Annotated in this window: 25 protein-coding genes; 20 read left to right on the forward strand and 5 right to left on the reverse strand. The window is 71.6% G+C overall.

All coding sequences use genetic code 11. From position 1 onward, the window contains the following. The first annotated feature begins 4 nt into the window (after positions 1-4). The 7 genes from EBO15_RS14745 to EBO15_RS14775 all read left to right on the forward strand — a co-directional run bounded on the left by EBO15_RS14745 (position 5) and on the right by EBO15_RS14775 (position 8483). Positions 5-925, forward strand: coding sequence for an IclR family transcriptional regulator (locus EBO15_RS14745; protein WP_122194952.1), 921 nt, complete (start codon positions 5-7; stop codon positions 923-925). Next, on the forward strand, positions 922-2220 hold the full coding sequence (locus EBO15_RS14750) for an ABC transporter substrate-binding protein (protein ID WP_199744536.1): 1299 nt from the start codon (positions 922-924) through the stop codon (positions 2218-2220). Before EBO15_RS14745 ends, EBO15_RS14750 begins: the two co-directional genes overlap by 4 nt. A gap of 106 nt (positions 2221-2326) precedes the next feature. Then, on the forward strand, positions 2327-3208 hold the full coding sequence (locus EBO15_RS14755; RefSeq protein WP_122194953.1) for a carbohydrate ABC transporter permease: 882 nt from the start codon (positions 2327-2329) through the stop codon (positions 3206-3208). Then, a complete protein-coding gene (locus tag EBO15_RS14760; protein ID WP_122194954.1) occupies positions 3201-4139 on the forward strand; it encodes a carbohydrate ABC transporter permease in 939 nt (312 codons plus the stop codon). The genes EBO15_RS14755 and EBO15_RS14760 overlap by 8 nt, the downstream gene beginning before the upstream one ends. A 24-nt stretch (positions 4140-4163) precedes the next feature. Beyond that, the gene (locus EBO15_RS14765; RefSeq protein WP_122194955.1) at positions 4164-5285 is read left to right on the forward strand and encodes a Gfo/Idh/MocA family protein; all 1122 of its coding nucleotides are present in this window, start codon (positions 4164-4166) and stop codon (positions 5283-5285) included. Beyond that, positions 5278-6792, forward strand: a complete 1515-nt coding sequence (gene glpK / locus EBO15_RS14770) for a glycerol kinase GlpK (RefSeq protein WP_122194956.1) — start codon at positions 5278-5280, stop codon at positions 6790-6792. Before EBO15_RS14765 ends, glpK begins: the two co-directional genes overlap by 8 nt. Then, on the forward strand, positions 6792-8483 hold the full coding sequence (locus tag EBO15_RS14775; RefSeq protein WP_122194957.1) for a glycerol-3-phosphate dehydrogenase/oxidase: 1692 nt from the start codon (positions 6792-6794) through the stop codon (positions 8481-8483). The genes glpK and EBO15_RS14775 overlap by 1 nt, the downstream gene beginning before the upstream one ends. Positions 8484-8645: 162 nt before the next feature. On the opposite strand, the gene EBO15_RS14780 is transcribed toward EBO15_RS14775, so the two are convergent. Beyond that, positions 8646-9209: a TetR/AcrR family transcriptional regulator gene (locus EBO15_RS14780; RefSeq protein WP_122194958.1), complete on the reverse strand. Its 564-nt coding sequence runs from the start codon at positions 9207-9209 to the stop codon at positions 8646-8648. A gap of 81 nt (positions 9210-9290) precedes the next feature. Between EBO15_RS14780 and EBO15_RS14785 the strand changes: the two genes are divergently transcribed. Next, complete coding sequence (locus EBO15_RS14785; RefSeq protein ID WP_122194983.1) at positions 9291-10514, forward strand: FAD-dependent monooxygenase; 1224 nt, start codon at positions 9291-9293, stop codon at positions 10512-10514. Positions 10515-10735: 221 nt separating this feature from the next. Further along, a complete protein-coding gene (locus EBO15_RS14790) occupies positions 10736-11710 on the forward strand; it encodes a coiled-coil domain-containing protein (protein WP_233616194.1) in 975 nt (324 codons plus the stop codon). A 25-nt stretch (positions 11711-11735) separates the two neighbouring features. On the opposite strand, the gene EBO15_RS14795 is transcribed toward EBO15_RS14790, so the two are convergent. Then, a complete protein-coding gene (locus EBO15_RS14795) occupies positions 11736-12566 on the reverse strand; it encodes an aldo/keto reductase (protein ID WP_158628236.1) in 831 nt (276 codons plus the stop codon). Between the two features lie 82 nt (positions 12567-12648). Here EBO15_RS14795 and EBO15_RS14800 point away from each other — a divergent pair, with 82 nt between their 5' ends. The 8 genes from EBO15_RS14800 to EBO15_RS14835 all read left to right on the forward strand — a co-directional run bounded on the left by EBO15_RS14800 (position 12649) and on the right by EBO15_RS14835 (position 17809). Further along, positions 12649-13113 (forward strand): GNAT family N-acetyltransferase, encoded by a 465-nt coding sequence (locus EBO15_RS14800; RefSeq protein ID WP_122194985.1) that lies wholly within the window; start codon positions 12649-12651, stop codon positions 13111-13113. Positions 13114-13267: 154 nt separating this feature from the next. Next, positions 13268-14107, forward strand: coding sequence for an endonuclease/exonuclease/phosphatase family protein (locus tag EBO15_RS14805; protein WP_122194960.1), 840 nt, complete (start codon positions 13268-13270; stop codon positions 14105-14107). Between the two features lie 141 nt (positions 14108-14248). Further along, positions 14249-14611, forward strand: coding sequence for a DUF2089 domain-containing protein (locus EBO15_RS14810; RefSeq protein ID WP_122194961.1), 363 nt, complete (start codon positions 14249-14251; stop codon positions 14609-14611). Beyond that, positions 14608-14868, forward strand: coding sequence for a hypothetical protein (locus EBO15_RS14815; protein WP_122194962.1), 261 nt, complete (start codon positions 14608-14610; stop codon positions 14866-14868). The genes EBO15_RS14810 and EBO15_RS14815 overlap by 4 nt, the downstream gene beginning before the upstream one ends. A gap of 19 nt (positions 14869-14887) precedes the next feature. Beyond that, a complete protein-coding gene (locus EBO15_RS14820; RefSeq protein WP_122194963.1) occupies positions 14888-15316 on the forward strand; it encodes an SHOCT-like domain-containing protein in 429 nt (142 codons plus the stop codon). Next, complete coding sequence (locus EBO15_RS14825; protein ID WP_233616195.1) at positions 15309-15905, forward strand: DUF1707 SHOCT-like domain-containing protein; 597 nt, start codon at positions 15309-15311, stop codon at positions 15903-15905. Before EBO15_RS14820 ends, EBO15_RS14825 begins: the two co-directional genes overlap by 8 nt. Positions 15906-15929: 24 nt before the next feature. Next, positions 15930-16328 carry a VOC family protein gene (locus EBO15_RS14830; protein WP_122194965.1) on the forward strand — a complete coding sequence of 133 codons (399 nt, stop codon included), beginning with the start codon at positions 15930-15932 and terminating at the stop codon, positions 16326-16328. A gap of 65 nt (positions 16329-16393) precedes the next feature. After that, positions 16394-17809 (forward strand): amidase, encoded by a 1416-nt coding sequence (locus EBO15_RS14835; RefSeq protein WP_122194966.1) that lies wholly within the window; start codon positions 16394-16396, stop codon positions 17807-17809. A 15-nt stretch (positions 17810-17824) separates the two neighbouring features. On the opposite strand, the gene EBO15_RS14840 is transcribed toward EBO15_RS14835, so the two are convergent. Then, positions 17825-18886, reverse strand: coding sequence for a Gfo/Idh/MocA family oxidoreductase (locus tag EBO15_RS14840; protein WP_122194967.1), 1062 nt, complete (start codon positions 18884-18886; stop codon positions 17825-17827). A 208-nt stretch (positions 18887-19094) separates the two neighbouring features. Between EBO15_RS14840 and EBO15_RS14845 the strand changes: the two genes are divergently transcribed. Further along, on the forward strand, positions 19095-20741 hold the full coding sequence (locus EBO15_RS14845) for an FAD-dependent oxidoreductase (RefSeq protein WP_233616196.1): 1647 nt from the start codon (positions 19095-19097) through the stop codon (positions 20739-20741). 19 nt (positions 20742-20760) lie between these two features. Here the strand turns inward: EBO15_RS14845 and EBO15_RS14850 are convergent, their stop codons facing one another. Then, positions 20761-21396 carry a GNAT family N-acetyltransferase gene (locus EBO15_RS14850; RefSeq protein WP_122194969.1) on the reverse strand — a complete coding sequence of 212 codons (636 nt, stop codon included), beginning with the start codon at positions 21394-21396 and terminating at the stop codon, positions 20761-20763. Positions 21397-21577: 181 nt separating this feature from the next. Here EBO15_RS14850 and EBO15_RS14855 point away from each other — a divergent pair, with 181 nt between their 5' ends. Then, the gene (locus tag EBO15_RS14855; protein ID WP_122194970.1) at positions 21578-22423 is read left to right on the forward strand and encodes an alpha/beta fold hydrolase; all 846 of its coding nucleotides are present in this window, start codon (positions 21578-21580) and stop codon (positions 22421-22423) included. 92 nt (positions 22424-22515) lie between these two features. Beyond that, on the forward strand, positions 22516-23952 hold the full coding sequence (locus tag EBO15_RS14860) for an ATP-binding protein (RefSeq protein WP_122194971.1): 1437 nt from the start codon (positions 22516-22518) through the stop codon (positions 23950-23952). Positions 23953-23954: 2 nt separating this feature from the next. Here the strand turns inward: EBO15_RS14860 and EBO15_RS14865 are convergent, their stop codons facing one another. Then, on the reverse strand, positions 23955-24569 hold the full coding sequence (locus EBO15_RS14865; RefSeq protein ID WP_122194972.1) for a TetR/AcrR family transcriptional regulator: 615 nt from the start codon (positions 24567-24569) through the stop codon (positions 23955-23957). Between the last annotated feature and the right edge of the window lie 11 nt (positions 24570-24580).

The raw sequence follows: 24580 nt of genomic DNA on the forward strand, positions 1-24580 counted from the left end.
CACTGTGAGCGACGAGCGAGCGACGGCCACCGGAACCACCGGAACCACCGGAACCACCGGAACCACCGGAACCACCGGAACCACGGGCAGCAGCGGCGCCGCGGGTGAGGGAACGCGGTCGCGGGCGGCCGGGGCGCTCTCGTCGGGACTGGACATCCTGGAGACCCTGGCCGGCAGCGCCTCGGGCATGGGCGTCACCGCGCTCGCCCGCGCCGTCGGGCAGGACAAGGGCAACGCCCACCGCCTGCTGCGGATGCTCGAGGAGCGCGGCTATGTCGAGCAGGACCCGAACACCAAGGCCTACAGCGCGTCGGTGCAGCTGGTGTCGCTGGCCGGGCAGCTGCTGCGCGGACTCGACGTGGTCCACACGGCCCGCGCGACCATGCGGGAGCTGTCGAGCCGGACGGGGGAGGCGGTGCACCTGGCGCGGCGTACCAAGTCCGGCGGCGTCTACGTCGCGCAGGAGCGCCAGGGCGGCGGCATCGTCACCGTCGAGACCGAGATCGGCGGCCAGCCGGTGATCCACGCGACCGCGACCGGCAAGGCGCTGTACTGCCTGGCGTCGAGCGAGGAGCTCGGACGGGTGGCGCCGGAGCCCCTGCGGAGCTTCACGATCCGGACGATCACGTCCGTCACGGCGCTGACGGCCGATCTGGAGAAGGTCCGCGAGCGCGGCTACGCCGTCGACGACGAGGAGCTGAACCTCGACGTCCGGTGCGTCGCCGCCCCGATCTTCGACATGTACGGCACCCCGGTGGCCTGTATCGGGCTGTCGGGGCCGGCGGCCCGCGTCGGCCTCTCACAGGTCGACGAGCTGGGAAGGCAGGTCCGCGCCGCGGCGGTGCGGATCACAGAGGAAATGGGCGGACACGTCCCCGTCACGTTCGGCGTCCGCCCCACACCACCCATGGAGGTTCACGAGTGATTCACGAGAGTACCCGACGCTGGTCGCGGGTGGCGGGCTTCGCGGCCCTGGCCGTGTTCGCCCCGCTCGCCCTCGCCGGTTGCGGTTCGGGCGGCGGCGGCGCGGACGGCAAGACGGTCAGCATGGCGCACTACTTCAGCGACGCCCTGGGAGCCAAGGCGTTCAAGTCGATCACGACGCTGTGCACGCAGCAGACCGGCCGCACCATCAAGAACAGCCCGATCCAGCACGAGGCGTTCAAGGACTCCATCCTCGTCCAGCTCGCCGGTGGCAACCCGCCCGACGTGTACTCCTACTGGGCCGGAGCCAAGACCCAGTACCTGGTCGACCAGAAGCGCATGGCGCCCCTCGACGACTTCTGGGCGAAGAACGACCTCGACAAGTCCATCCCGCAGTCGCTGTCCAAGGCGTCCGCGGAGTACAACGGCCAGAAGTACCTGCTGCCGTTCGACTACCACTACGTCGGCGTCTTCTACAACCCGAAGGTCATGGCGAAGGCGGGCGTCACCACGATGCCCAAGACCTGGGACGAGCTGATGGCCGCCGCCGCCAAGCTCAAGGCCGCCGGGATCACGCCGTTCGCCCTGGGCTCCAAGAACCAGTGGCCCGCGCAGTTCTGGTTCGACTACCTGCTGCTGCGCACCGCCGGCCCCGACTACCGCCAGAAGCTGATGGCGGGGCAGGCCAAGTACACCGACCCGCAGGTCAAGACGGCGTTCTCGATGTGGAAGGAGCTCTTCGACAAGGGCTACTTCAACAAGAGCCCGAACGGCATCGACTGGCCGGACGCGGCGGACATGGTCTCCAAGGGCCAGGCCGCCATGACGCTGAACGGCACGTGGGTCACGGGCTACTGGGACGACAACAAGGTCCCCGCCGTCCAGGGGTATGACATGTTCCCGTTCCCCGAGGTCACGCCCGGCGTGCCGCAGGCGGCGCTCGGACCGGTCGACGGCTGGGCCCTGTCCACGGCCGCCCCCAACAAGGCCGCCGCCGACGACCTGCTGAAGTGCCTGTCCGGGCCCGAGGCCCAGCGGGACATGGCGCTCGCCCAGGGCGCGCTCGCGCCGAACAAGAACGCCGACCTGACGTCGCAGAACGAGGTCATGCACAAGGCGGCCAAGGAGGTTCAGACCGCCAGCACGTTCGTGTTCAACTACGACCTCGCGACGCCGCCGGAGATGTCGGAACCCGGCCTGAACATGATCCAGAAGTTCGTCGACGACCCCTCCAAGCTCGACGGCGACCTGCAAGAGGCCCAGTCGGCGGCGGACGGCGCCTTCAAGAAGAACTAGGCGCTCCACCAAGACCCAGTAGTCCGCGGTAGCGGTCACGGCGGGGGACCCGCCGTCACCGCTGCCCGCCCTGCCCTCGACGGGCCTCGACAGGAAGGAACAAGGAGTGTCGACGCGACGCATCGGCTGGGCCACAGTGTTCTTGGCCGTGCCTCTGATCGCCTATGTGGCTGCCGTGGTCGGTCCAGGGCTGTACTCCTTCTACTACAGCCTCACCGACTGGAACGCCGTCGGCGGCACCGCCACCTTCATCGGCCTCAAGCACTACCGCGACATGGCGGGAGACGAGCACTTCTGGCTGGCGCTGAAGAACACCGCCATCTGGACGGCCGTCGCGGTGGTCGTCCCGACGGTGGTCGGGCTCGCACTGGCCCTGGGCCTCGCCCAGGTCCAGCGGATGCAGAGGCTGATCAAGTCCCTGTTCTTCCTGCCGCTGGCGCTCTCGCTCGTCGTGGTCGGGCAGGTGTGGTTCTGGATCTTCCGGCCCGAGGACGGGCTGCTGAACCTCGTCCTCGGGCACGTGGGGCTGGGGTCGTGGCAGCACTCCTGGCTCTCCGACCCCAGTGTCGCGTTCTGGTCGGTGCTGGTCGCCTGGTGCTGGCAGCAGGTCGCCCTGGCGATGGTGGTGTTCCTCGCCGGTCTGACCGGGGTGCAGCAGGAGCTCGTCGAGGCGTGCAAGGTGGACGGCGCGAACGCCCGCCAGCGGCTGTGGCACGTGATCATCCCGGCGCTGCGGCCCGCGTTCGCGGTCGTGGTCTCCCTGTCGATGATCAACGCCCTGAAGAGCTTCGACATCGTCTACGTGATGACCGAGGGCGGCCCGTTCCGCAAGACCGAGACGCTGGCGCTGCTCGTCTACCGCACCGCCTTCAAGACCTACGACTTCGGCTACGCGAGCGCGGTGTCGGTCGTGCTGTTCCTGATCACCCTGGTCACCATCGGCCTCTTCTTCGCCTGGACCAACCGAGAGGACCACCAGAATGCCTGAGACAGCCGTCCTCACCCGTGGACCGGCCGGGGAGGAGAGCAGCGCGGACGAGGGCCGTCACCACGACGGCGCCGGGCGCGGCGGACGCGCCGGACGCCGGGGACGCGGCGAACGTAGCGGCCGGGCCTTCGCGATCGTCCTGCTGCTGATCTTCGGGATCGGGTTCCTGACGCCGGTGATCGGTGTCGTCCTGACGTCGTTCAAGTCCAACCCCGAGATCGCCGCGCACGGGCTGTGGACGCCCAGCGGCGACCTCACGACCGACAACTACCTGAAGGCGTGGTCGGACGGGAACGCCCGCACGTACCTGCTCAACTCCTTCCTGGTCACCGTCCCGGCCACCGTCATCTCGGTCGTCCTCGGCAGCCTGGTCGGCTACGTCGTCGCCAAGCTGCGGCCGAAGGGCTCCGGCCTGATCACGCTGTTCTTCGTCGCGGGCCTGTTCGTCCCGCCGCAGATCCTGCTGATCCCGCTGTTCAAGCTGTTCAACGTCAACGGCCTCTACGACACCCTCTGGCCGATGATCATCGTCCACGGCGGCTACGGCATCTCGCTGTGCACGCTGGTCATGCGGAACTTCTTCCGCTCGGTGCCCGACGAGCTCCGCGAGGCCGGGCTGATCGACGGGGCGGGGGAGCCGCGCATCCTGGCCTCGGTCATCCTGCCGGTGGCGCGGCCCGCGCTCGCCGCGCTGGCCACCCTGCAGTTCACCTTCATCTGGAACGACTTCCTCTACCCCCTGGTGTTCACCCGCTCGGACGAGGTGCGGACCGTCATGGTCGGCATCCTGTCCCTGCAGGGGCAGTTCTCCGTCGCCTACGGAACCCAGGCCGCGATGGCGGTGCTCGCGAGCCTGCCGACGATGGCCGTCTTCATCGCCTTCCAGAAGCACTTCATCGCCGGTATCACCTCCGGCGCGGTCAAGGGCTGACCCCCCTCTAACTAGGAGAGCACTGTGATCCGACTGGGAATCATCGGCTGCGGCCGCATCTCGGATCTGCACGCCCAGGCCTACCTGGACCACCCCGGCGCGACGATCACCGCCGTCGCCGACACCGACCCGGGCAACCTCGCCACCCGGGGCGCGGCGTGGGGCGTCCCGGAGAGCGCCCGCCACCAGGACTACCGCGACCTGCTCGCGCGCTCGGACGTCGACGCCGTCGAGGTCCTGGTGCCGCACCACCTGCACGCGCCGATCACCCTCGACGCGATGAACGCCGGCAAGCACGTGTCGCTGCAGAAGCCGATGGCCCTGTCGATGGACGACGCGACGACGATGGTCAAGGCGGGCCACGACCTCGGCGTCACGTTCAAGGTGTTCGAGAACTTCGTGTTCTACCCGCCCGTGGTCCGCGCGCGGGAGCTCATCGAGAACGGCGAGATCGGCGAGCTGCTGAGCATCCGCGTCAAGTCGAACCCGGGCTGGAGCCCGACCGCCTGGGACGTCCCGGCCGCGGCGTCGGCGTGGCGGATCGACGAGGCCAAGTGCGGCGGCGGGCCGCTGGTCTTCGACGACGGGCACCACAAGTTCGCGATCGCCTGGTACTTCCTCGGCCTCGCCGACCGCGTCCACGCGTTCATCGGGTCCACGATGGACGGCCTCCTCGACGCGCCGTCCATGGTCAGCTGGACCCACCCGGACGGGCAGGTCGGCTCCCTGGAGGTCGTCTACTCCCCGGACCTGCAGCTCCACACCGAGCAGTACGCGCAGGACGACCGGGTCGAGATCACCGGCACCCGCGGCGTCATCTGGATCACCCGCGGGCACGGCCGCATGCTGGACGTCCCGCCGGTCATCCTCTACCGCGACGGCGAGACGCGCGGCTTCTCCGACATGCCGACCGGCTGGGAGACCAGCTTCCTGAACTCCGGGAGGCACTTCGTCGACGCGCTCCTCGGCGGGACGGCGCCGTCCCTGACCGGTGAGGAGGGACGCGACGTGCTGTCCTTCGCGCTGGCCGCCCAGGAGTCGTCGCGGACCGGCGGCCCCGTGTCCCTGGCGTCCGGCGACCGCCGGCCCGTCGGCCCCCTGCCCGGCCGGGAGCCGGGGCAGCCACGGGAGACCGGTCTTGGCTGACCTCGTCGGAGCGGTGGACCACGGGACGACGACCACCCGCTTCATGGTCTTCGACCAGGGCGGACGCGTCGTCGCCAGCGCCCAGGTCGAGCACCGGCAGATCCTGCCCCGGCCCGGCTGGGTCGAGCACGACCCGGCCGAGATCTGGGACAACACCGTCCTGGTCATCGAGAAGGTCATGGCCGACACCGGTCTGACCTGGCGCGACCTGGCCGCCCTCGGGGTGGCCAACCAGCGTGAGACGACCGTCGTGTGGAACCGCCGCACGGGACGTCCCTACGGCAACGCCGTCGTCTGGCAGGACACCCGCACGGACGCCCTGGTCAGCACGATCGCGGCCGACGACCGGGGCCGGCTCGTCCGGCACCGGTCGGGCCTGCCCCCGGCCACCTACTTCTCCGCGGGCAAGCTCCGCTGGATCCTCGACAACGTCCCCGGTGTCCGGGAGGACGCCGCGAAGGGCGACGCGGTCTTCGGCACCCTGGACACCTGGCTGCTGTGGAACCTCACCGGCGGTGTCGACGGCGGCGTGCACGTCACCGACGTGACCAACGCCAGCCGCACCATGCTCATGGACCTGGAGACCCTCGACTGGGACGAGGAGCTGCTCGCCGTCTTCGGCGTCCCGCGGTCGATGCTGCCGGAGATCCGGTCCTCGTCCGTCGCGTCCGGCTACGGCCGGACGACCGGCACCGGGCCGCTGCAGGGGCCGGTGCCGCTGACCGCCGTCCTCGGCGACCAGCAGGCCGCCATGGTCGGCCAGCTGTGCCTGGCGCCGGGGGACGCCAAGAACACCTACGGCACCGGCAACTTCCTGCTGCTGAACACCGGCACCAGCCTCGTCCGGTCGGACAACGGGCTGCTGACCACCGTCTGCTACCGGTTCGGGGACCAGCCGCCGGTGTACGCGCTGGAGGGATCGATCGCGGTCACCGGCTCGGCGGTGCAGTGGCTGCGCGACCAGATGGGGATCATCCGCGACACCGCGGAGATCGAGGCCCTCGCCCGCGAGGTCCCCGACACCGGCGGCGTCTGCTTCGTCCCGGCGTTCTCCGGCCTGTTCGCGCCGTACTGGCGTGCGGACGCGCGCGGCGCCGTGGTCGGGCTGACCCGGTTCAGCGACCGGAGGCACCTCGCGCGGGCGGCCCTCGAGGCGATCTGCCACCAGAGCCGGGACGTCGCCGAGGCCATGGAGAAGGACTCCGGCGTGAGACTGAACATCCTGAAGGTGGACGGCGGGGTGACCGCGAACGACCTGTGCATGCAGATCCAGGCGGACCTGCTCGGCGTCCCGGTGAGCCGTCCCGTCGTCGCCGAGACGACGGCGCTCGGCGCCGCCTACGCGGCCGGCCTCGCCGTCGGCCACTGGGCGTCCACCGCCGACTTGCACGACAACTGGCACGAAGGCCGGCGCTGGCTCCCGGGATGCTCCGAGGAGCACCGCGCCGCGGCCCGTGACGAATGGCATCGGGCGGTCGCCCGCACGCTGAACTGGGTGGAGATGTGATGACGACCCGTGCTCGGACCCTGGGACCGGAGTCGCGCCGGCGTGCGCCGGCGGACCTGACGGAGGCGGACCTCGACGTCCTGATCGTGGGCGGCGGCGTGGTGGGCTGCGGCGCGGCGCTCGACGCCGTCACGCGCGGCCTGCGCGTCGGGCTGGTGGAGGCGCAGGACTTCGGCTCGGGCACGTCCAGCCGGTCCAGCAAGCTGATCCACGGAGGGCTGCGCTACCTCGAACAGCTCAACCTCGGCCTCGTCCGGGAGGCGCTGCAGGAACGGTCGCTCATCCTCAGCACCCTCGCCCCGCACCTGGCCCGTCCCGTGCCGTTCCTCTACCCGCTGCGGCACCGGGTCTGGGAACGCCCCTACGTCGGCAGCGGCGTCTTCCTCTACGACACCATGGGCGGACGGCGCGGCGTCCCTGGACACCGCCACATGAGCAAGCGGCGCGTGCTCCGCGAATCCCCGGGCCTGCGCGACGACGCCCTCATCGGGGCGGTGAAGTACTACGACGGCCAGACCGACGACGCCCGCTACACGATGCTCCTCGCCCGGACGGCCGCGCACTACGGCGCGATCTGCGTCAACGGCGCGCAGGCGGTCCGGTTCCTCTACGACGGCCCGAGCGTCGCGGGCGCGGTGATCCGCGACGGGGAGACCGGCCAGGAGCACGAGGTGCGGGCGCGGCACACCATCAACGCCGCCGGGGTGTGGACGGACGAGATCCAGCAGATGGGCGCCGCGCGGGCGCCGTTCGACGTGCGGGCCTCCAAGGGCGTGCACATCCTCGTCCCGCGCGACCGGATCGAGCTGTCGGCGGGGATCATCAGCCGGACCGAGAAGAGCGTCCTGTTCATCATCCCGTGGGCCAAGCACTGGATCATCGGCACCACCGACACGCCCTGGGACCTGGACCTGCGGGACCCGTCGGCGAGCCGCAGCGACGTCGACTACATCCTCGACCACGCCAACGACCTCCTCAAGAACCCGCTGAGCAGGGACGACATCGTCGGCGTGTACGCCGGGCTCAGGCCGCTGCTCGCCGGGAACAGCGACGAGACCGCCGAGCTCTCCCGCGAGCACGCCGTGGCGAGCCCCGTCGATGGACTCACCGTGGTCGCGGGCGGGAAGTACACGACCTACCGCGTCATGGCCAAGGACGCGGTCGACGCCGCCGTCCGCGACCTGCCCGAACCGGTCCCGGCGTCGGTCACCCACCGCCTTCCCCTGCTCGGAGCGGACGGGTTCGCGGCGGCCTGGAACCAGCGCGCCCTCCACGCCCGCTCGAGCGGCCTGCCGGTCCAGCGGGTGGAGCGGCTGCTCCGGCGCTACGGGACGCTCACGTCCGAACTGCTCGGGCTGATCGACGAGGACCCCCGGCTCGGCGAGCCCCTGGAGGGAGCGGAGTCCTACCTCAACGCCGAGATCCACTACGCCGTCCTCGCCGAGGGCGCCCTCCACCTGGACGACCTGCTGAGCCGGCGGACGCACGTCTCGATCGAGACCCCCGACCGGGGCCGCGCCGCCGCCCGCCCGGCCGCGGAGATCGCCGCGCCGCTGCTCGGCTGGGACGAGGCCGACGTCGACCGGGAGGTCGCCAGGTACCACGCGTGGGTGGAGGCCGAACTGCGGTCGCAGGCCGCCCCCGACGACCTCACCGCGGACGCCGTCCGCCGCGAGGCCCTTGCCGGCTGAACCGCTCCGGGGACGGGCCGGGCACGCGACACGTGCCCGGCCCGATGTGCGTCATGGGGCTTTGGCCGTACTCGTGGTCGGTCGCATGCTGAGGCGGCCGCCTCTACACCGGCGTCAACGGCGCGATCAAAGCGGCCTGCTGACCGTCCCCGGCCGGGACCGTCATCGCTCGGACGGCTCGTTCCACAGGGGCTCGATGCCGAGGGCCGCGCATGCGCCGTCCACGGCCGCGCGCCGGAGCTCGTCCTTCGGGACGTCGGAGAACTGGAGCGTGCAGTCCTGGAGGCCGCCGAACGCGATCACGGCCCGGGTGGCCTGCTCCAGCGTGGGCTCGGGGCCCTGCAGCAGCCTCACCAGCCGGTCGCGCCACCCCAGCAGCAGATCGATCATGCCCAGGTCGGCGAGGGTGGTCAGCTCGTTGAGCATGAGCAGGATGCCCTGGCGGTTGCGGTGGTGGAAGTCGAAGTAGCCCTCCAGCAGGGCGCGCTGGTCGACCTCGTCCAGGGCCTCCTGGGCCGTCAGGAACGCCTCCTCCTCGTCGAGGATCGGCTGCACGATGCTGCGGACCAGCGCCTCGCGTGAGGAGAAGTGGTAGTAGAGCGCCGGCTTGGTGATGCCGAGGCGGTCGGCGATCTCCTGCAGGCTCGTCCGGTGCACGCCCTTCTGGGCGAACAGCTCGCGGGCGACCTCCTGGATCCGCTGCTTGGTGTCGGTGGGACGCGCCATGTCCCCAGCCTATCTGACTTAACGGTAGGTAAGTGCCCGAGGTATACTTACCTACCGTTAAGTCAGTGAGGAGGCATGCTCATGCGGATTCTCATCTCCGGCGCCAGCGTGGCGGGCCCGGTCCTGGCCTACTGGCTCACCCGGCACGGCTTCTCCGTCACCGTCGTCGAGCGCTCGGCCGCCCTGCGCAAGGCCGGCGGCCACGCGGTCGACCTGTTCCGTCCCGCCGTGGACATCACCGAGAAGATGGGCGTGCTCCCGCGCGTCGAGGAGCGGGCCACCGGCACGACCCGGATGACCGTCCACCCCGAGGGCGGTCGGCGCCCCGTCCGGGCCGACCTGACCAAGATCTTCGGCGCCGCGTCCGGACGGCACGTCGAGGTCATGCGCGACGACCTGAGCGAGATCTACCACCGCGCCACCCGCGACGACGTCGAGTACGTCTTCGACGACTCCATCACCGCGATCTCCCCGGACGGCGAGGTGCGGTTCGAGAACGCCCCGCCCCGCCGCTTCGACCTGGTCGTCGGCGCGGACGGCCTGCACTCCAACGTGCGCCGCCTGGTCTTCGGCGAGGAGTCGGCCTTCAGCACCTTCATCGGGGCCTACCTGGGCGTCCTGACCCTGCCCAACTCCGCCGGGCTCGACCGCGAGCTCGTCATGCACGTCGGCGTCGGCCGCACCGCCGGCATGTACGGCGCGCGGCACCTTGGCGACGCGCGGGCCCTGTTCCTGTTCCGGAGCGAACGCGAACTCGACTACCACCACCACGACGTCCCCCGGCAGAAGGAACTGCTGCGCGAGGCGTTCACCGGCCTCCACCCCGACGTGGACCGCTGGCTGGACGAGCTCGGCCGCACCCCGGCGTTCTACTTCGACTCGATCACCCAGCTGCGCATGGACACCTGGTCGCGGGGGAGGGTGACGCTCGTCGGCGACGCGGGCTACTGCCCCGGCCCGGCCGTCGGCGGCAGCACCACCCTGGCCGTCGTCGGCGCGTACGTCCTCGCCGGGGAGCTGGCGCGGGCGGGCGGCGACCACGAGACCGCGTTCCCCGCCTACGAACGCGCGATGGCGGACCACGTGCGCGGCAGCCGCGAGGTCGCGCTGAGCGCCGCGAAGACCCTGATCCCCACCTCGCGCCTCGGCGTGACGGGACTCGCCCAGGGAGCCCGCCTCGTCTCCGCGCTCCCTCCGGGGCCCGGCCGCGCGTTCCTGCGCCTCGCGAGCAAGAGCGGCCGCGTCTACAACGCCATGACCGTAGACGACTACTCACCGTCACCGGCGCCGGAGGTCGCCGTCTGAGGCGGACACGGCCCCGCCGATCGTCCGGCGCGAGCACAAGGGCCGGTCAAACTGGCACCGCCGGTGGTCGCACTGTGTGACGATCCCTCCGCGGCCGGTTTGGGGACGTCCACGGATTTGGGTAGCGTGCGGTGATCGAATGGTGATGGTGCGGGTTTGCGGGGTCTCATGGGGTGTTGTGGTAGCGTGCCGCCAATCTTCGGCCAGGGCGGGAGGACGGCGTGAGGGAACGTGAGCCCGCCTCCCGGCGCGGGCGGATCCTCGGGGTCGGGCTGGCGCTGGCGGTGGCCGCGCTCGCGACGCAGACCTCGGGCGCGTCGGCCGCCCCCGAGGCCCCCAAGGACGACAAGGCCGAGTTCGCCAAGCTCAAGAAGCGCTCCGACGCGCTCGCCAAGGAGTACCGGGGCGAGCTGGTCTCCCTGGACGAGGCGAAGAAGGCGGCCCAGAAGGCGGGGACCGGCGCCGACCGGGCCACGCGCGAGTACGAGGTCGCGCGGAGCGCGGTCGGACGGCTCGCCGCGTCCTCCTACATGTCCGGGCAGCTCGACACCGTGCCGATGGTGACGGCCGCGGACAGCGAGCGGGCCGTCCATGACGCGGCGGTCGTCGAGCACCTGGCGCGCAACAACGGCCGCAAGATCGAGAACCTGCGGGCCCTCACCGACCAGGCGAACCGCGCCCGCGAGGACGCGAAGGCCAAGCTCGCCGAGGTCCGCAAGGAGATCGACGACCTGGAGGGGCAGCGCGACCGGGTGCGCAAGCTGCTCGCCAAGTACAAGCCCGAGAAGCCCGTCCAGTCCGGCAAGCCGGACGGCGCGAGCGGCACCAAGTCGCCCATCATGGGCAACACCATGACGCCCCGCATGCGGACCGCCATGCAGGAGATCGACGCCAAGTTCGGGCCGTTCCCCGCGATCGGGTGCGCGCGCCCCGGCGACCCCCAGGACCACGGTTCCGGCACGGCCTGCGACTTCATGGAGAACGCGGCCGGCCGGATGCCCAGCGCGTCGGCCCAGGCCCACGGCGACCAGGTCGCGCAGTACGTCATCTCCAACGCCTCACGCCTCGGCATCAAGTACGTCATCTGGAAGCAGCGCATCTACGACATGCGCAGCGGCAGCGGCTGGAAGGCGATGGAGGACCGGGGCGGCATCACCCAGAACCACTTCGACCACGTTCACGTCTCGGTCCTCTAAGGGACCGAGACGGGACGGGGCGGGCTCACCACCAGTTGCTCTCCAGGGCCTTGCCGGTGCCGCCGGTCTCGTCGAGGCCGTCCAGGCGCGCCATCGCGTCGGCGGGCAGCTCGAAGTCGAAGATCTGCCCGTTCTGCTCGATCCGCTCCCGGTGGACCGACTTGGGGATCACCGGGATCCCGCGCTGGATGCACCACCGCAGCAGCACCTGCGCGGACGTCCGGCCGAGGTCCGCTGCGATCTCCGCGACGGTCGCGTCCTTCAGGACGCTCCCGGTGCCGAGGGGGCTGTAGGCCTCCAGGGCGATGCCGCGCCGGCCGCAGTCCTCGAGCAGTGCCCGCCGGAAGGCGTGCGGGTTGAAGTGCACCTGGTCGACCACCGGCTGCCGCTCGGCGATCGCCGACACGGCCGCGAGGTCGTCGGTGTTGAAGTTCGACACCCCGATCGAGCGGGCGTACCCCAGCTCGGCGGCGCGCTCCATTCCGGGCCACGCCCACTCCGGCCCGCCCGCCGGCCAGTGGACGAGGTACAGGTCGACGTGGTCGACACCGAGCCGCCGCAGGCTCTCCTCGGCCTCGTGCACCGGGTCCTTGGAACGCGGGAGGAACTTGGTCGTGAGGTAGATGTCCTCACGGTCGACACCGCTCTCCTTGAGTGCCTTCCCCACGCTCGCCTCGTTGCCGTAGACCTGCGCCGTGTCAATGTGCCGGTACCCGGCGTCGAGGGCCCAGCGGACCGCGTCGACGCACTCCGGCCCGTCCGGCACCTGCCAGACGCCGAGTCCCAGCAGCGGCACCTCCGTGCCGTCCGCCAGCACCCGCGCCCGTCCGTCCTGCGTAACCGCGTCAGTCGTCATGCCTCCATGATCTCCGATCGCCGCCCCGCTCCGCGCGGCGGCACCTCGCGTAGGCTCCACGGCTGGAACCGGGAGGAAACGCGTGACGACGAGCACGGTGCACCGCCTCGATCTCGATGATCCGGCGGTGCTGCGGACGGTGTGGGAGATCCAGCGGGCCGCGTACGCGGTGGAGGCCGAACTGATCGGGTTCGACGGCATCCCGGCGCTGCACGAGTCCCTGGACGACCTGCGGGGATGCGGGGAGGAGTTCCTCGGCGCCCGGGACGGCGGCGAACTGCTCGGGGCGGTCTCCTGGACCGTCCTCCAGGACGGGACGGTCGAGATCGGCAGGCTCGTCGTCCACCCGTCCGCGCACCGGCGCGGCCTCGCCTCCGCCCTGCTGGACACCCTGGACGCCGAGGCCCCCGCCGCGCGGACGCTCGTGTCGACCGGAGCGGCCAACCACCCGGCGCTCGCCCTCTACAAGAGACGCGGCTTCGAGGTCGTTGAGGAGCGAACGGTCGAGGGCGGCCTCCGGATCACAGGGCTGGAACGTCGCGCGTAGCCGACACCGCGCGTAGCCGACACCGGGCGTGGCCCGCGCCGGGCGGAGCCTGCGCCGCGCTCACCCTGCACAGACTGTCAACGAGGGGCCAATTCCCGTCCATTTCGGCGGGCGGGAACTGGGCCGCGGACGGTCCGGATGCGATTCTCGGGCCATGGCCTACGACATCACGGAGCCCTACGGGCCGCTGATCGAGTCCACGGCGCGGGTCGCGGTGTGGAACGTGTGGGCGCGGTTCGGACCCTGGCGGGAGCGCGAGCGGGCGATCCTCGCGGTGCTGGACGGCGCGGACGCCGACGTCGTCGTGCTCCTCGAGGCGTGGGAGACCGCCGACGACGCGCAGGCCGACCGGATCGGCGCCCGCCTCGGCCTGCCGCACCGGGTCTTCCGGGGCCTGCCGGACGAGATGTCGCCGGACGGCGGGCTGTCGGGAGTCGCCGTCCTGTCGCGGTGGCCGCTCTCGCGCCTGGGGGAGCAGCGCCTCGGCGACCAGGACGGCTGGGACGGCGGGTTCGCGGTGTTCGCGCGCGCCGACGGCCCGCGCGGCCCGCTCCAGGTGTTCGGCGTGACGCTCGGCTGGAAGCTCGGGCACAGCGCGCAGCGGCAGCAGCAGGTCCGGGACCTCGGCGCGTTCGTCCGGAAGGAGGCCGACACGCAGGCTCCCGTCGTGGTCGCCGGGGACCTGAACGCCGCCCCGGACAGCGACGAGGTCAGGATGCTGACCGGACGCGCCGCCGTCGGGGCGCCCGGCCTGGTGTTCTACGACGCCTGGGAGCTGGCCGGGGACGGGACGCCCGGACACACCTGGTGCAACGCCAACCCCTGGGCCCGTCCGGTCCTGTGGCCGGACCGGAGGATCGACTACGTGCTGTCGGCGTGGCCGCGCGGCGGGGGAGCGGGCCATCCCGTGCGCTGCGACCTCCTCGGGACCTCGCCGGTGGAGGGCGTCATGGCGTCCGACCACTACGGCGTCGTCGCGGACCTCCGCTACTGACGTCCGGTACTGACCACCACGCCACATTCCCGGATATTGAGAAGCCGATAAGGAAAATCAAGCTTCTCAGGTTGATGGATTAAGAAAATAAAGGTACAACTGACCTGCAAGGGTGTCGACGACAGCAGCGAGGGGCCGCGGGTGGACTGGCAGGAGCTGACGGACCTGACGCAGGGGCGGCCGTTCGTGGTCGAGCGCGTCCGTCTCGACGGGAGCGGCGTCGTGGTCGAGGGGGCGTTCGAGCCGCCGCAGCTGGCCCGGCTCACCGCCGACGACCAGGTGTTCGTCGCCGCGTTCGTGCGGTCGCACGGCTCGATCAAGGAGATGGAGCGGATCTTCGGGGTGAGCTACCCGACGATCAAGTCCCGGCTGAACCGGATCGCCGGGAGCCTCGACTTCGTCGACACCGACCCCGAGCCGACCGGCGCCGACGTCGTCGACCGCCTGCGCCGGGGCGAGATCAGCGCCGAGGAGGCGCTCGCCGAACTGGAGAGGTCCCGATGATCCCCCAGCTGGTGACGGTGGGCTACCGCCGTTCCGGCGGGCGCCGCCGCCGGATCCACCTTCCCGTCCTGCCGGTCGCGCTGCTGCTGTCGCCGCTGCTGCTGCTCGCCGTCCTCGGAGGACTGGTCGCGTGCGCCGTCTTCCGGATCGCGCCGATGGGCGCGCTGCGCGGCACCGGCAGTGTCCTGTGGGCGCTGCCGGGCACGTTCTTCGAGGTCGAGGAGGGCTCCATGGCCTTCCTGGTCAGCGTCCGATGAGCCAGAGGAGAGCACGGCGATGAACGACCAGGGGCGCCAGATCCTGCAGATGCTGGGCGAGGGCAAGATCACCGCGGACGAGGCCGAGCGGCTGATCGACGCCCTCGGACGGCGGCGGCCCGAGCCCGAGCCCGGCGCCGCCCCCAGCGGCGGCCCCCGTCCCAAGTACCTGCGCGTGGTGGTGAAATCCACGGAGGACCCCGTCGGGCCGCCGACCCTCGTCAACATCCGGGTCCCGCTGCAACTGCTGCGCGCGGGCGTCCGGCTCGCGAGCCTCATCCCCCCGCAGGCGCTGACGAAGGTCAACGAGGGCCTGGAGCAGTCCGGGGTGCCGATCGACCTCACCCAGCTCAAGCCGCAGGACCTCGAGGAGCTCATCGAGCACCTCGGCGAGGTGTCGGTCGACATCGACGACCCGACCGCCACGGTCCAGGTGTTCTGTGAGTGAGAGGGCGGGTGTTCTGGGCATGACGGTGCGGGCGTCCGACGCGGACCGCGACCAGGTCATCGAGCAGCTGCGCGCCGCCATCGCCGACGGGCGCCTCGATCCCGCCGAGTTCGACGAGCGCGTGGACGCGGCGCTGACCGCGCGCACGCTCGACGCGCTGACCCCGCTCGTCACCGACCTGGTCGTGAGGCCGGGCTCGGGTGCCGCGCTCACGCCGCCGTCCGCCGGTCCGCCCGCCGAGCTGCTCACCATCAAGGAGCGGCACGGCTCGGTGCGCCGCGACGGCGCGTGGGAGCTGCCGCGGCGGCTGGAGCTGCGCACCAAGTGGAGCGATGTGCTCCTCGACCTGTCGACCGCGGTGTACTCCCTGCCCGAGCTGGTCATCGACCTCCGCGTGCAGGGCGGTGACGTGGAGCTGGTCCTCGCGCCGGGCATGATGGTCGACGCCAACGGGCTGTCGGCCCGCCACAGCACGCTGTCGATCAGCAGGGGCACGACCGACCACGCGCCGCGGACCCTGCACGTCCACCTGATCGGACGGATCCGGCACGCGCACCTCGACACCCGCTGGCACTCACCGACCCCATGACCTGGGTGCGTGAGAGAGTGCCTCATGCCCTTGAGCGCGCACGAACTGAGGACGTCGGTCGCCGTTTCGGACATTCAGGAGGCGGTCGCGTTCTACGAAGGAAAACTGGGCCTGCCGCTGCTGAAGTCCGGCCCCAGCGCCCGCATCCCCGGCGGAAGCCGCGTCTACGGCTCGGGCGGCGGACCGGCGCTGAACGTCTACCAGTCGGCCACCGCCGGGAAGAGCCCGGCGACGCTGGCGACCTGGTACGTCGACGACATCGACCAGGTCGTCGACGAACTCGGCTCCTCCGGTGTCGAGTTCCTGCGCTACGACCAGCTGGAACACGACGCCAAGGGGATCACGCCCCGCGCCGGCGGCGGACGTATCGCCTGGTTCCAGGACCCTGACGGCAATACCTTCGCGATCGAGGCCGACGTCTGATTCCCTGAAGCCGTGGCCGTCGCCCTCAGGGGGCGAGACGTCGGGGACGTCAGAAGGACCTGGACATGGAACTTCGTGAGTACGCGCGGCACGACGCGGTGGGGCTGCGGAAGCTGATCGCGGCGGGGGAGGTCACCGCCGCCGAGGTGGAGAGCGTCGCGCGCGAGGCGCTGGACGTCGCCGACGCCGAGGTGAACGGCCTGGCGCTGCCGCAGTTCAGGCCCGCGCTCGATCACGACAAGGACGGACCCTTCGCCGGGGTGCCGTTCCTCATCAAGGACCACGGGCCGGTGGCGCAGGGGGTTCCGTTCACCATCGGCAGCAGGGCCCTCCCCGGCGTCATCGCCCGGAACGACAGCGACCTGATGAGCCGGTTCCGTGCCGCGGGCCTGGTCACACTGGGCCTCACCACCGTGCCGGAGCTGGCGATCAGCTTCTCCACCGAGTCGGTCAGGTACGGGCCCACGCGCAACCCGTGGGATCCGGCGCGGGGCGTCGGCGGGTCCAGTGGGGGCGCGGCCGCTCTGGTCGCCGCCGGGGCCGTTCCCGTCGCCCACGGGAGCGACGCGGCCGGGTCCATCCGGGTTCCCGCGTCCTGCTGCGGGCTGGTGGGGCTCAAGCCGAGCCGGGGCCGTGTTCCGTGCGGGCCCGACATGGGGGAGCCGCTGTTCGGGATGGCCTACGAGTTCGTCCTGACCCGAAGCGTCCGCGATGCCGCCCATCTGCTGGACGTCGTCCAGGGGCCGGGCCTCGGGGACAAGTACACCGCTCCGCCTCCGCAAGGCCGGTACGCCGACGACCTGGGCGTCGAGCCGGGGCCGTTGCGGGTGGCGCTGACCACGTCCGCATGGTCCGGAGCGACGGTGGACCCGCAGGTGGCGGCAGCGGCGATCCAGGTGGGCCGGACGCTGGAGGGCATGGGGCACGCCGTCACCGAGGACCGTCCTGCTCTCGACTGGGACGACGCCATGGAATGCGCGAAGGCCATGACCGTGGGGATGGCCGCGCCGCTGCTCATGAGCCCCCGGCGACCCGACCCGGCCAAGATGGAGGCGGTGTCCCGGGAGGTCCTGGGACTCGCGGGGGAGTACAGCGCGCTGGACCTCCTGGCCGTCTTCGCCGCGCAGAACCGGGTGACCCGGTCGGTGGCCGCGTTCTTCACCGGGTACCACCTGCTGGTCACGCCCACACTCGGCGGGCTCCCGGCGCCGCACGGCACCCTGCGCTACGACGACCCCGACCACACCGTGACGAGCTGGCTGCGGTCGATCTTCGACTACGGGCCGTTCACCGTCGTCTTCAACATCTCCGGGCAGCCCGCGATCAGCCTGCCGCTCGGCGAGAGCGACGGCGGGCTGCCGATCGGCGTGCAGATCGTCGCGCCGTCCGGCCGTGAGGACCTGCTGCTCCAGGTCGCGGACCGGTTGGAACAGGCGATGCCCTGGGAGCACCGGATCCCTCCGCACGGCGTCGGCCGCTGACGGGAGAGCCGAGGGTCAGCGGCCGGGGACGTGGGGTTCGACGATCTCGCCCTCGGCGGACGACCGCAGCGCGGCCTCGATGACCTCCAGGCCGGCGATGGCGTCGGTGAGGGTGACCGGGGGCGGGGTCCCGTCGCGCAGAGTGCGGGCGACACCGGCGTAGAAGTCCTGGTAGGAGCCCGGGTCGGTGGGTTCGGGCCGCTCCGCGCCGGAGGTGCCCAGCCGCCCGTAGGACGCGGGCGGGGCCTGGCCCCAGCCGTCCTCCTTGGGGGTGTGGCCGACGCGGAGGGCGTCCTCCTGGCCGTCCATGCCGTGGACGGTGTAGGCGGCGCGGTCGCCCAGGACCCGGAAGCGGGGGCCGAGGTCCGCGGCGGTCGCGCTCATCCACAGGTGCGAGCGGACGCCGCCGGGGTGGACGAGCGCCACGAACGCGTCGTCCACGCTCTCCGCGCCCGGACGCCGGACGTCCAGCTCCGCGTAGACGCGTTCCGGCCGTCCGAACAGGGCGATGGCCTGGTCGATGAGGTGCGAGCCGAGGTCGTACAGGATGCCGCCGGCGTCGCGGGGGTCCGTGGTCTCCTTCCACCCCGGCTTGACCTGCGGACGCCACCGTTCGAACCGCGACTCGAACCGCTGGACACCGCCGAGCGCGCCCGCGCCGACCAGCCGCCGGACGGTCTGGAAGTCGCCGTCCCAGCGCCGGTTGTGGAACGGGATCACCGGGAGCCCGCGCACCGCGGCGAGCGCGGCCAGGGACCGCGCGTCGGCGGCGGTCGCGGCGACCGGCTTGTCCAGCACCACGGGCAGGCCCGAGGTCAGGGCCGTCCGGGCGAGCGGGACGTGCAGCCGGTTCGGCGCGGTCACCACGACCAGGTCGAACTCGCCGTTGGTCTCCCACACCCGGTCCGGGCCGTCGAGGACGCGGGCGTCCGGGTAGCGGTCGCGGGCGGCGGCCTGCCGCTCGGGGTTGCCGGTGACGACGGCCGACAGTTCGAGACCGGGCACGGAGGAGATCAGCGGGGCGTGGAACACCGCGCCACCGGTGCCGTATCCGATCAGGGCCACGCGTAGGGACATAATCCGATCATCCCGGATGACTTCTCGCAGGTCAAAGCCGGGGTGACGCTCCGTGTCGGAACGCGTCCGGTTTCCGCCCGCCACCGAGACCCGACAGAACGGTACGAACCGGGCGTCTTGTGCACGGCTCGCGCGGGCGCGGGACGAATCGGAGACCGCGGGGCGTCGTACGCTTATGGCTGTCGGGCGGACCGGAGGGAAATCGAGCGTGGCCAAACCAGTGATCGTGACAGTGGACGACGACCCGGGCGTGTCCCGGGCCGTGGCCCGGGACCTGCGCCGCCGGTACGCGGAGACCTACCGGGTGCTGCGGGCCGAGTCGGGGCCGCAGGCCCTGGACGCGCTGCGCGAGCTGAAGCTGCGCGGGGACGACACGGCCGTGCTCGTCGCCGACCACCGGATGCCCGAGATGACCGGCGTGGAGTTCCTCGAGGAGGCGATGGACCTCTACCCGTTCGCCCGCCGCGTCCTGCTCACCGCCTACGCCGACACCGACGCCGCGATCCGCGCGATCAACGTCGTCGACCTCGACCACTACCTGCTCAAGCCGTGGGACCCGCCGGAGGAGAAGTTCTACCCGGTCATCGACGCGCAGCTGGAGGCGTGGCGGCGCACCGACCGGCAGCGTCCGGGCGAGCTGCGGGTCGTGGGGCACCGCTGGTCGGCGCGGTCCTACGAGGTGCGCGACTTCCTCGCCCGCAACCAGGTGCCCTACACCTGGCTCCTGGACACCGCGCCCGAGGCCGCCGAACTGCTCAAGGCCGCGGGCGACCCCGAGCTCCCGCTCGTCGTGACCGCCGACGGCACCAAGCTCAGCGCCCCCACCGACGCCGAGCTCGCCGCCGTCGTCGGGCTGACCACCGCGCCCGGCGCGGACTTCTACGACCTCATCGTGGTCGGCGGCGGCCCCGCCGGCCTCGGCGCCGCCGTGTACGGCGCGTCCGAGGGGCTGAACACCGTCCTGATCGAACGGCACGCGTCCGGCGGGCAGGCGGGGCAGAGCTCCCGGATCGAGAACTACCTCGGCTTCCCGGACGGCGTGTCCGGGGCGCAGCTCGCCGACCGGGCCCGCCGCCAGGCCGTCCGGTTCGGCGCCGAGCTCATCACCACCGGCGAGGTCACCGGCATCGCCGCGCACGGCCGGGCCCGCGTCGTCACGCAGGCGGACGGCACGACCGTCGCCGCGCACGCGGTCATCCTCGCCACCGGCGTCTCCTACCGCCGCCTGGAGGCCCCGGGCGTCGAGGACCTGGTCGGACGCGGCGTCTACTACGGCGCGGCCACGGCCGAGACGCCGAGCTGCGCGGGCGAGGAGGTCTACGTCGTCGGCGGCGCGAACTCGGCCGGCCAGGCGGCGGTGAACCTCGCGAAGGTCGCCAAGAAGGTGCACATCCTGATCCGCGGCGAAAGCCTGGAGAAGTCGATGTCGCACTACCTCATCGAACAGATCGCCGAGCTCGACAACATCGACATCCACCCGAACACGATCGTCACCGAGGGACGCGGCGAGGACCGGCTCGAGCGGCTCGTCCTGTGCGGCCCGGACGGGGAGCGGATCGTCCACTCGCACTGGCTGTTCGTGTTCATCGGCGCCGAACCCTGCACCGACTGGCTGAGCGGCGTCTTCGAACGCGACGACCACGGCTTCGTCGTGACCGGCCCCGACCTGGTCACCGACGGACGCCGCCCGGCGGGCTGGGAACCGAACCGCCAGCCCTACCACCTGGAGACGAGCCTGCCCGGCGTGTTCGCGGCGGGCGACGTCCGGTCCGGTTCGATCAAACGCGTCGCCTCGGCCGTCGGGGACGGCGCGATGGCCGTCGCGCTCGTCCACCGCTACCTCGAACAGGCATGACACCCGCTCCCTGAGCGGGTCAGGGACGGAAGATGCACTCGGCGATCGTCGCGTGCTTCTTCCAGCCCAGCGTCTCGTACAGGGCGTGCCCGGCGTCCGTCGCGCCGAGGACGCCCTGGACCGCGCCCAGCTCCACGGCCCGGTCGGTGAGGGTGTGCATCACGAACCCGCCCAGCCCTCGCCGCCGGTGCCCCTCCTCGGTCCGCACCCGGTCCACCACGACGGCCTCGCCGAGCACCGCCATCTGCCCCTTGGCCGCCTGCTCGCCCGCCGCGTCCAGGACCGTGGCGTGGACGACGTCGCCGACACGTTCCAGGGAAACCGTGTACCCCTCGGGCGCGACCGGACGCGCGGGCGCCAGGTCGACGGCCATCAGGTGACCGGTCTCCTCCCAGGCCACCACCCATCCCGGCGAGATCCAGGACTCCACGTCCCCGGGCTCGGCGGGCATCTTCATCCAGGTCCGCGGCTCGGTCACCGACACCGCCGCGTCGCGCACCAGCTGCTCCTCGGTCACAGGAAGAACGTGCCGCCCCACTTCGGCGGGGTTGTCGTCCACCTGGATGTAGTAGCCCCACGGCTTCGCGACGGGCGGAGGCGTGCGCCGCGACACCGCCCAGCCCGCGACCCACGTCCTGACGATCTCCTCCGGCACGGTCCCTCCCGCCCCGACCGCCCAGAGCGGTCATGTCATGATCATTAGTACTTGTGGAACCTTACACTCCGCCTCGCGCCGGGACCGGGGTGAGATCGACGACCGGTCGCCGACGCCCAACGCTCTCGGCCGGACCGGCCGCGGCATCGAGTTGACGGACGTGTCCGGTAGGGCTTGTGGGATGACGAATGGCGAAGCGTTGAGCGAGTGGACGTTGGAGCGATCCTTCGAGTCGTCCTCGGGGGAGGTGCGCTGGAACGTTCTGGGAGCGGCGGACGCCGAGCCCGTGGTGCTGCTGCACGGCACTCCGTTCTCCTCGTTCGTCTGGCGGGGGATCGCGCGGGCGCTCGCATCACGGTTCCGCGTGTTCGTGTGGGACATGCCCGGCTACGGCCAGTCGGCCAAGTTCGCCGGACAGGACGTGTCGCTCGCGGCGCAGGGCAAGGTCTTCACCGAACTGCTGGAGCACTGGGGACTGGACGCGCCCCGCGTCGTCGCCCACGATTTCGGCGGCGCGACCGCGCTGCGCGCCCACCTCCTGCACGGTGCCCGGTACGACCGTTTGGCGGTGGTCGACCCGGTGGCTCTGGAACCCTGGGGATCCCCGTTCTTCCGGCTGGTCGGAGAGAACGCGCCGGTGTTCGAGCAGCTGCCGCCCGCGCTGCACCGGGCGCTGGTGCGCGAGTACGTGACCTCGGCGTCCGGGCCCGGCCTGCACCCGGCGACGCTGGACGCGCTGGTCGAGCCCTGGCTGGGCGAGGACGGCCTGCCCGCGTTCTACCGCCAGATCGCCCAGGCCGACCAGCGGTACACCGACGAGATCCAGGGCCGCTACCCCGAGATCGACCTGCCGGTGCTGGTGTGCTGGGGCACCGCCGACACCTGGATCCCGGTCGCCAAGGCCCACGAGCTGGCCGGCCTGATCCCCGGCGCACGGCTCCACCTGGTCGAAGGCGCGGGTCACCTCGTCCAGGAGGACGCCCCCGCCGAACTCACCGCCGCCCTCCTGGGGTTCCTCGGCGCCTGAGGTTCTTCGAGGCCCTCCGGGGGAATCTTCGAATACGCTGCTCTGGTTTCGACGCAAGGAGCAGTGAGATTTTGGATGGTCAAGGAGGAACCATGACGGCCGTCGAGCCCGCCGAGCTACGCCGCCTGTTCCTGTTCGAGGACCTGGACGACGAGAAGCTCCAGTGGCTGGCGACCTACGGTTGGGTGCGGACCTACGCCGAGGGCGAGACGATCTGCGCGCAGGGCGACCCGGCCGAGTTCTTCTACGTCCTCCTGGACGGCCAGATCGCGATGACGGCGCAGGTCCGCGACCACCCGGTGGAGATGACCCGCTCCGAGCAGCCCGGCGTCTACGGCGGCGCGGTGCAGGCCTACATCGGCGAGCGGATCGAGCAGCGGTACGCGCACTCGCTGCGCGCACTGCGCCCGACCCGGATGTTCGAGCTGCCCGCGCGCAAGTTCGGCAAGGCCGTCCGCTCCTGGTTCCCGATGGCGACGCACCTGCTCGAGGGCATCTTCTTCGGGATGAACAACGCCCGGCGCCTCGTCGACCAGCGCGAACGCCTCACGGCCCTCGGAACCATCACCGCCGGGCTCACCCACGAGCTGAACAACCCGGCCGCGGCCGCCGCGCGCGCCGCCTCCGAACTCGGCGACCGGCTCGTCGGCGCGCAGAAGCGCCTGGTCGAGCTGGCCTCGGGCGGCGTGGACTGCGAGCACATCGCCCGGCTCGTCGCGCTGCACGACCGGCTCGTCGGCGCCGGGAAACCGCAGCCGTCCCGCGACCCGATCGCGGTCAGCGACGCCGAGGACGAACTCGGCGACTGGCTCGACGAGCACGGCGTCGACGACGCCTGGGACCTCGCGCCGTCCCTGGTCGCCGCCGGAATCGGCGTGGACGACGCGGAGAAGGTCGCCGAGATCGCGGGCGACCGGATCGGCACCGCCATGGCCTGGCTCACCGAGACGCTCGAGGTCGCGCAGCTCCAGTCGGAGATCTCCGAGGCGACCACCCGGATCACCGGCCTGCTCGACTCGGCCCGCCAGTACTCCCAGCTCGACCGCGCCCCCTACCAGAGCGTCGACCTGCGCACCCTGCTCGACAGCACGCTCACCATGCTGAAGCGCAAGGTGCCGCCGGACATCCGCGTCCACACCGACTACGCGTCCGACATGCCGCCGGTCCCGGTCTACGCGGCCGAGCTGAACCAGGTCTGGACGAACCTGATCGTCAACGCGCTGGACGCCATGGAAGGCTCGGGCACCCTCACCCTCCGCACGTTCCGCGACGCCGACCAGGCCGTCGTCGAGATCGCCGACACCGGCACCGGGATCCCCGAGGAGAACCTCGACCGGATCTTCACCCCGTTCTTCACGACCAAGCCCGTCGGCAGCGGCACCGGTCTCGGCCTCGACATCTCCTGGCGGATCGTGGTCGGACGCCACGGCGGCGACATCCAGGTCGAGTCCAGCCCCGGCGACACCCGCTTCCAGGTCCGCCTCCCTCTCACCCCGGCCGCCGCCCCCGCGACCTCCGAGGAGGACTGAGGTCAGGACGGCCCGAGGACCCGGCCGGTGACCAGGCCACGAGCGCCGGCCGCGAAGAACTCCTCGGGGGCCTGCTCGGCCAGGCCGAGGACGACGCCCTGACTGAGGCCGATCATGAGTGCCCGCAGCGCGGTCGCCAGCCGCCGCGCCTGCCGCTCCGTCACGGCGTCCCCCTGATGTGACCTGCCCGCGAACAGGTCGGCGAGGCGCCGCTCATGCGCCTGGATGGACGCCGCGAGCCGCTCTCGCAGATCGGGGTCGCGCAGGGCCGTGTCCTGAAGGCTGACCTCGAACGACAGATGCCCGAGCGCGTCGGGGTCCTCACAGGCGCGCCGGTAGAACCGGGCGAAGGCCTCGACGCTCTCCAGCAGGTCCAGATCGGCGGGGACCGCCTGCTCGATCCCCTCGTAGTGCGGCCCGAGGTAGTCGGTGACCAGCGCGATCAGCAGGCCGTTCTTGCTCCCGAACAACGAGTAGACGGCCCCGGTGGTCAACCCCGCCCCCTCGGCGATCTCGTCCAGCCGGGCGCGGTGACCGTCCCTGGCGACGATCCGCCGCGCGGACTCCAGCAGGGCGCTCCGATTGCGCTCCTTGGCCTCCGCCCTTGTCACTCTCATAATCTCATTAT

Origin of the sequence: Actinomadura harenae (genome assembly GCF_003696215.1) — a bacterium.
GTDB classification, from domain to species: Bacteria; Actinomycetota; Actinomycetes; order Streptosporangiales; family Streptosporangiaceae; genus Spirillospora; species Spirillospora harenae.

Excerpts from the sequence above, each read along its gene's own strand:
- EBO15_RS14855 (WP_122194970.1), top strand. The coding sequence starts at position 21,578 with ATGACGAATGGCGAAGCGTTGAGCGAGTGGACGTTGGAGCGATCCTTC.
- EBO15_RS14805 (WP_122194960.1), top strand. The coding sequence starts at position 13,268 with ATGGCCTACGACATCACGGAGCCCTACGGGCCGCTGATCGAGTCCACG.
- EBO15_RS14840 (WP_122194967.1), bottom strand. The coding sequence starts at position 18,886 with ATGTCCCTACGCGTGGCCCTGATCGGATACGGCACCGGTGGCGCGGTG.
- EBO15_RS14830 (WP_122194965.1), top strand. The coding sequence starts at position 15,930 with ATGCCCTTGAGCGCGCACGAACTGAGGACGTCGGTCGCCGTTTCGGAC.
- EBO15_RS14860 (WP_122194971.1), top strand. The coding sequence starts at position 22,516 with ATGACGGCCGTCGAGCCCGCCGAGCTACGCCGCCTGTTCCTGTTCGAG.
- EBO15_RS14865 (WP_122194972.1), bottom strand. The coding sequence starts at position 24,569 with ATGAGAGTGACAAGGGCGGAGGCCAAGGAGCGCAATCGGAGCGCCCTG.
- EBO15_RS14815 (WP_122194962.1), top strand. The coding sequence starts at position 14,608 with ATGATCCCCCAGCTGGTGACGGTGGGCTACCGCCGTTCCGGCGGGCGC.
- EBO15_RS14820 (WP_122194963.1), top strand. The coding sequence starts at position 14,888 with ATGAACGACCAGGGGCGCCAGATCCTGCAGATGCTGGGCGAGGGCAAG.
- EBO15_RS14780 (WP_122194958.1), bottom strand. The coding sequence starts at position 9,209 with ATGGCGCGTCCCACCGACACCAAGCAGCGGATCCAGGAGGTCGCCCGC.
- EBO15_RS14775 (WP_122194957.1), top strand. The coding sequence starts at position 6,792 with ATGACGACCCGTGCTCGGACCCTGGGACCGGAGTCGCGCCGGCGTGCG.
- EBO15_RS14835 (WP_122194966.1), top strand. The coding sequence starts at position 16,394 with ATGGAACTTCGTGAGTACGCGCGGCACGACGCGGTGGGGCTGCGGAAG.
- EBO15_RS14760 (WP_122194954.1), top strand. The coding sequence starts at position 3,201 with ATGCCTGAGACAGCCGTCCTCACCCGTGGACCGGCCGGGGAGGAGAGC.
- EBO15_RS14795 (WP_158628236.1), bottom strand. The coding sequence starts at position 12,566 with ATGACGACTGACGCGGTTACGCAGGACGGACGGGCGCGGGTGCTGGCG.
- EBO15_RS14785 (WP_122194983.1), top strand. The coding sequence starts at position 9,291 with ATGCGGATTCTCATCTCCGGCGCCAGCGTGGCGGGCCCGGTCCTGGCC.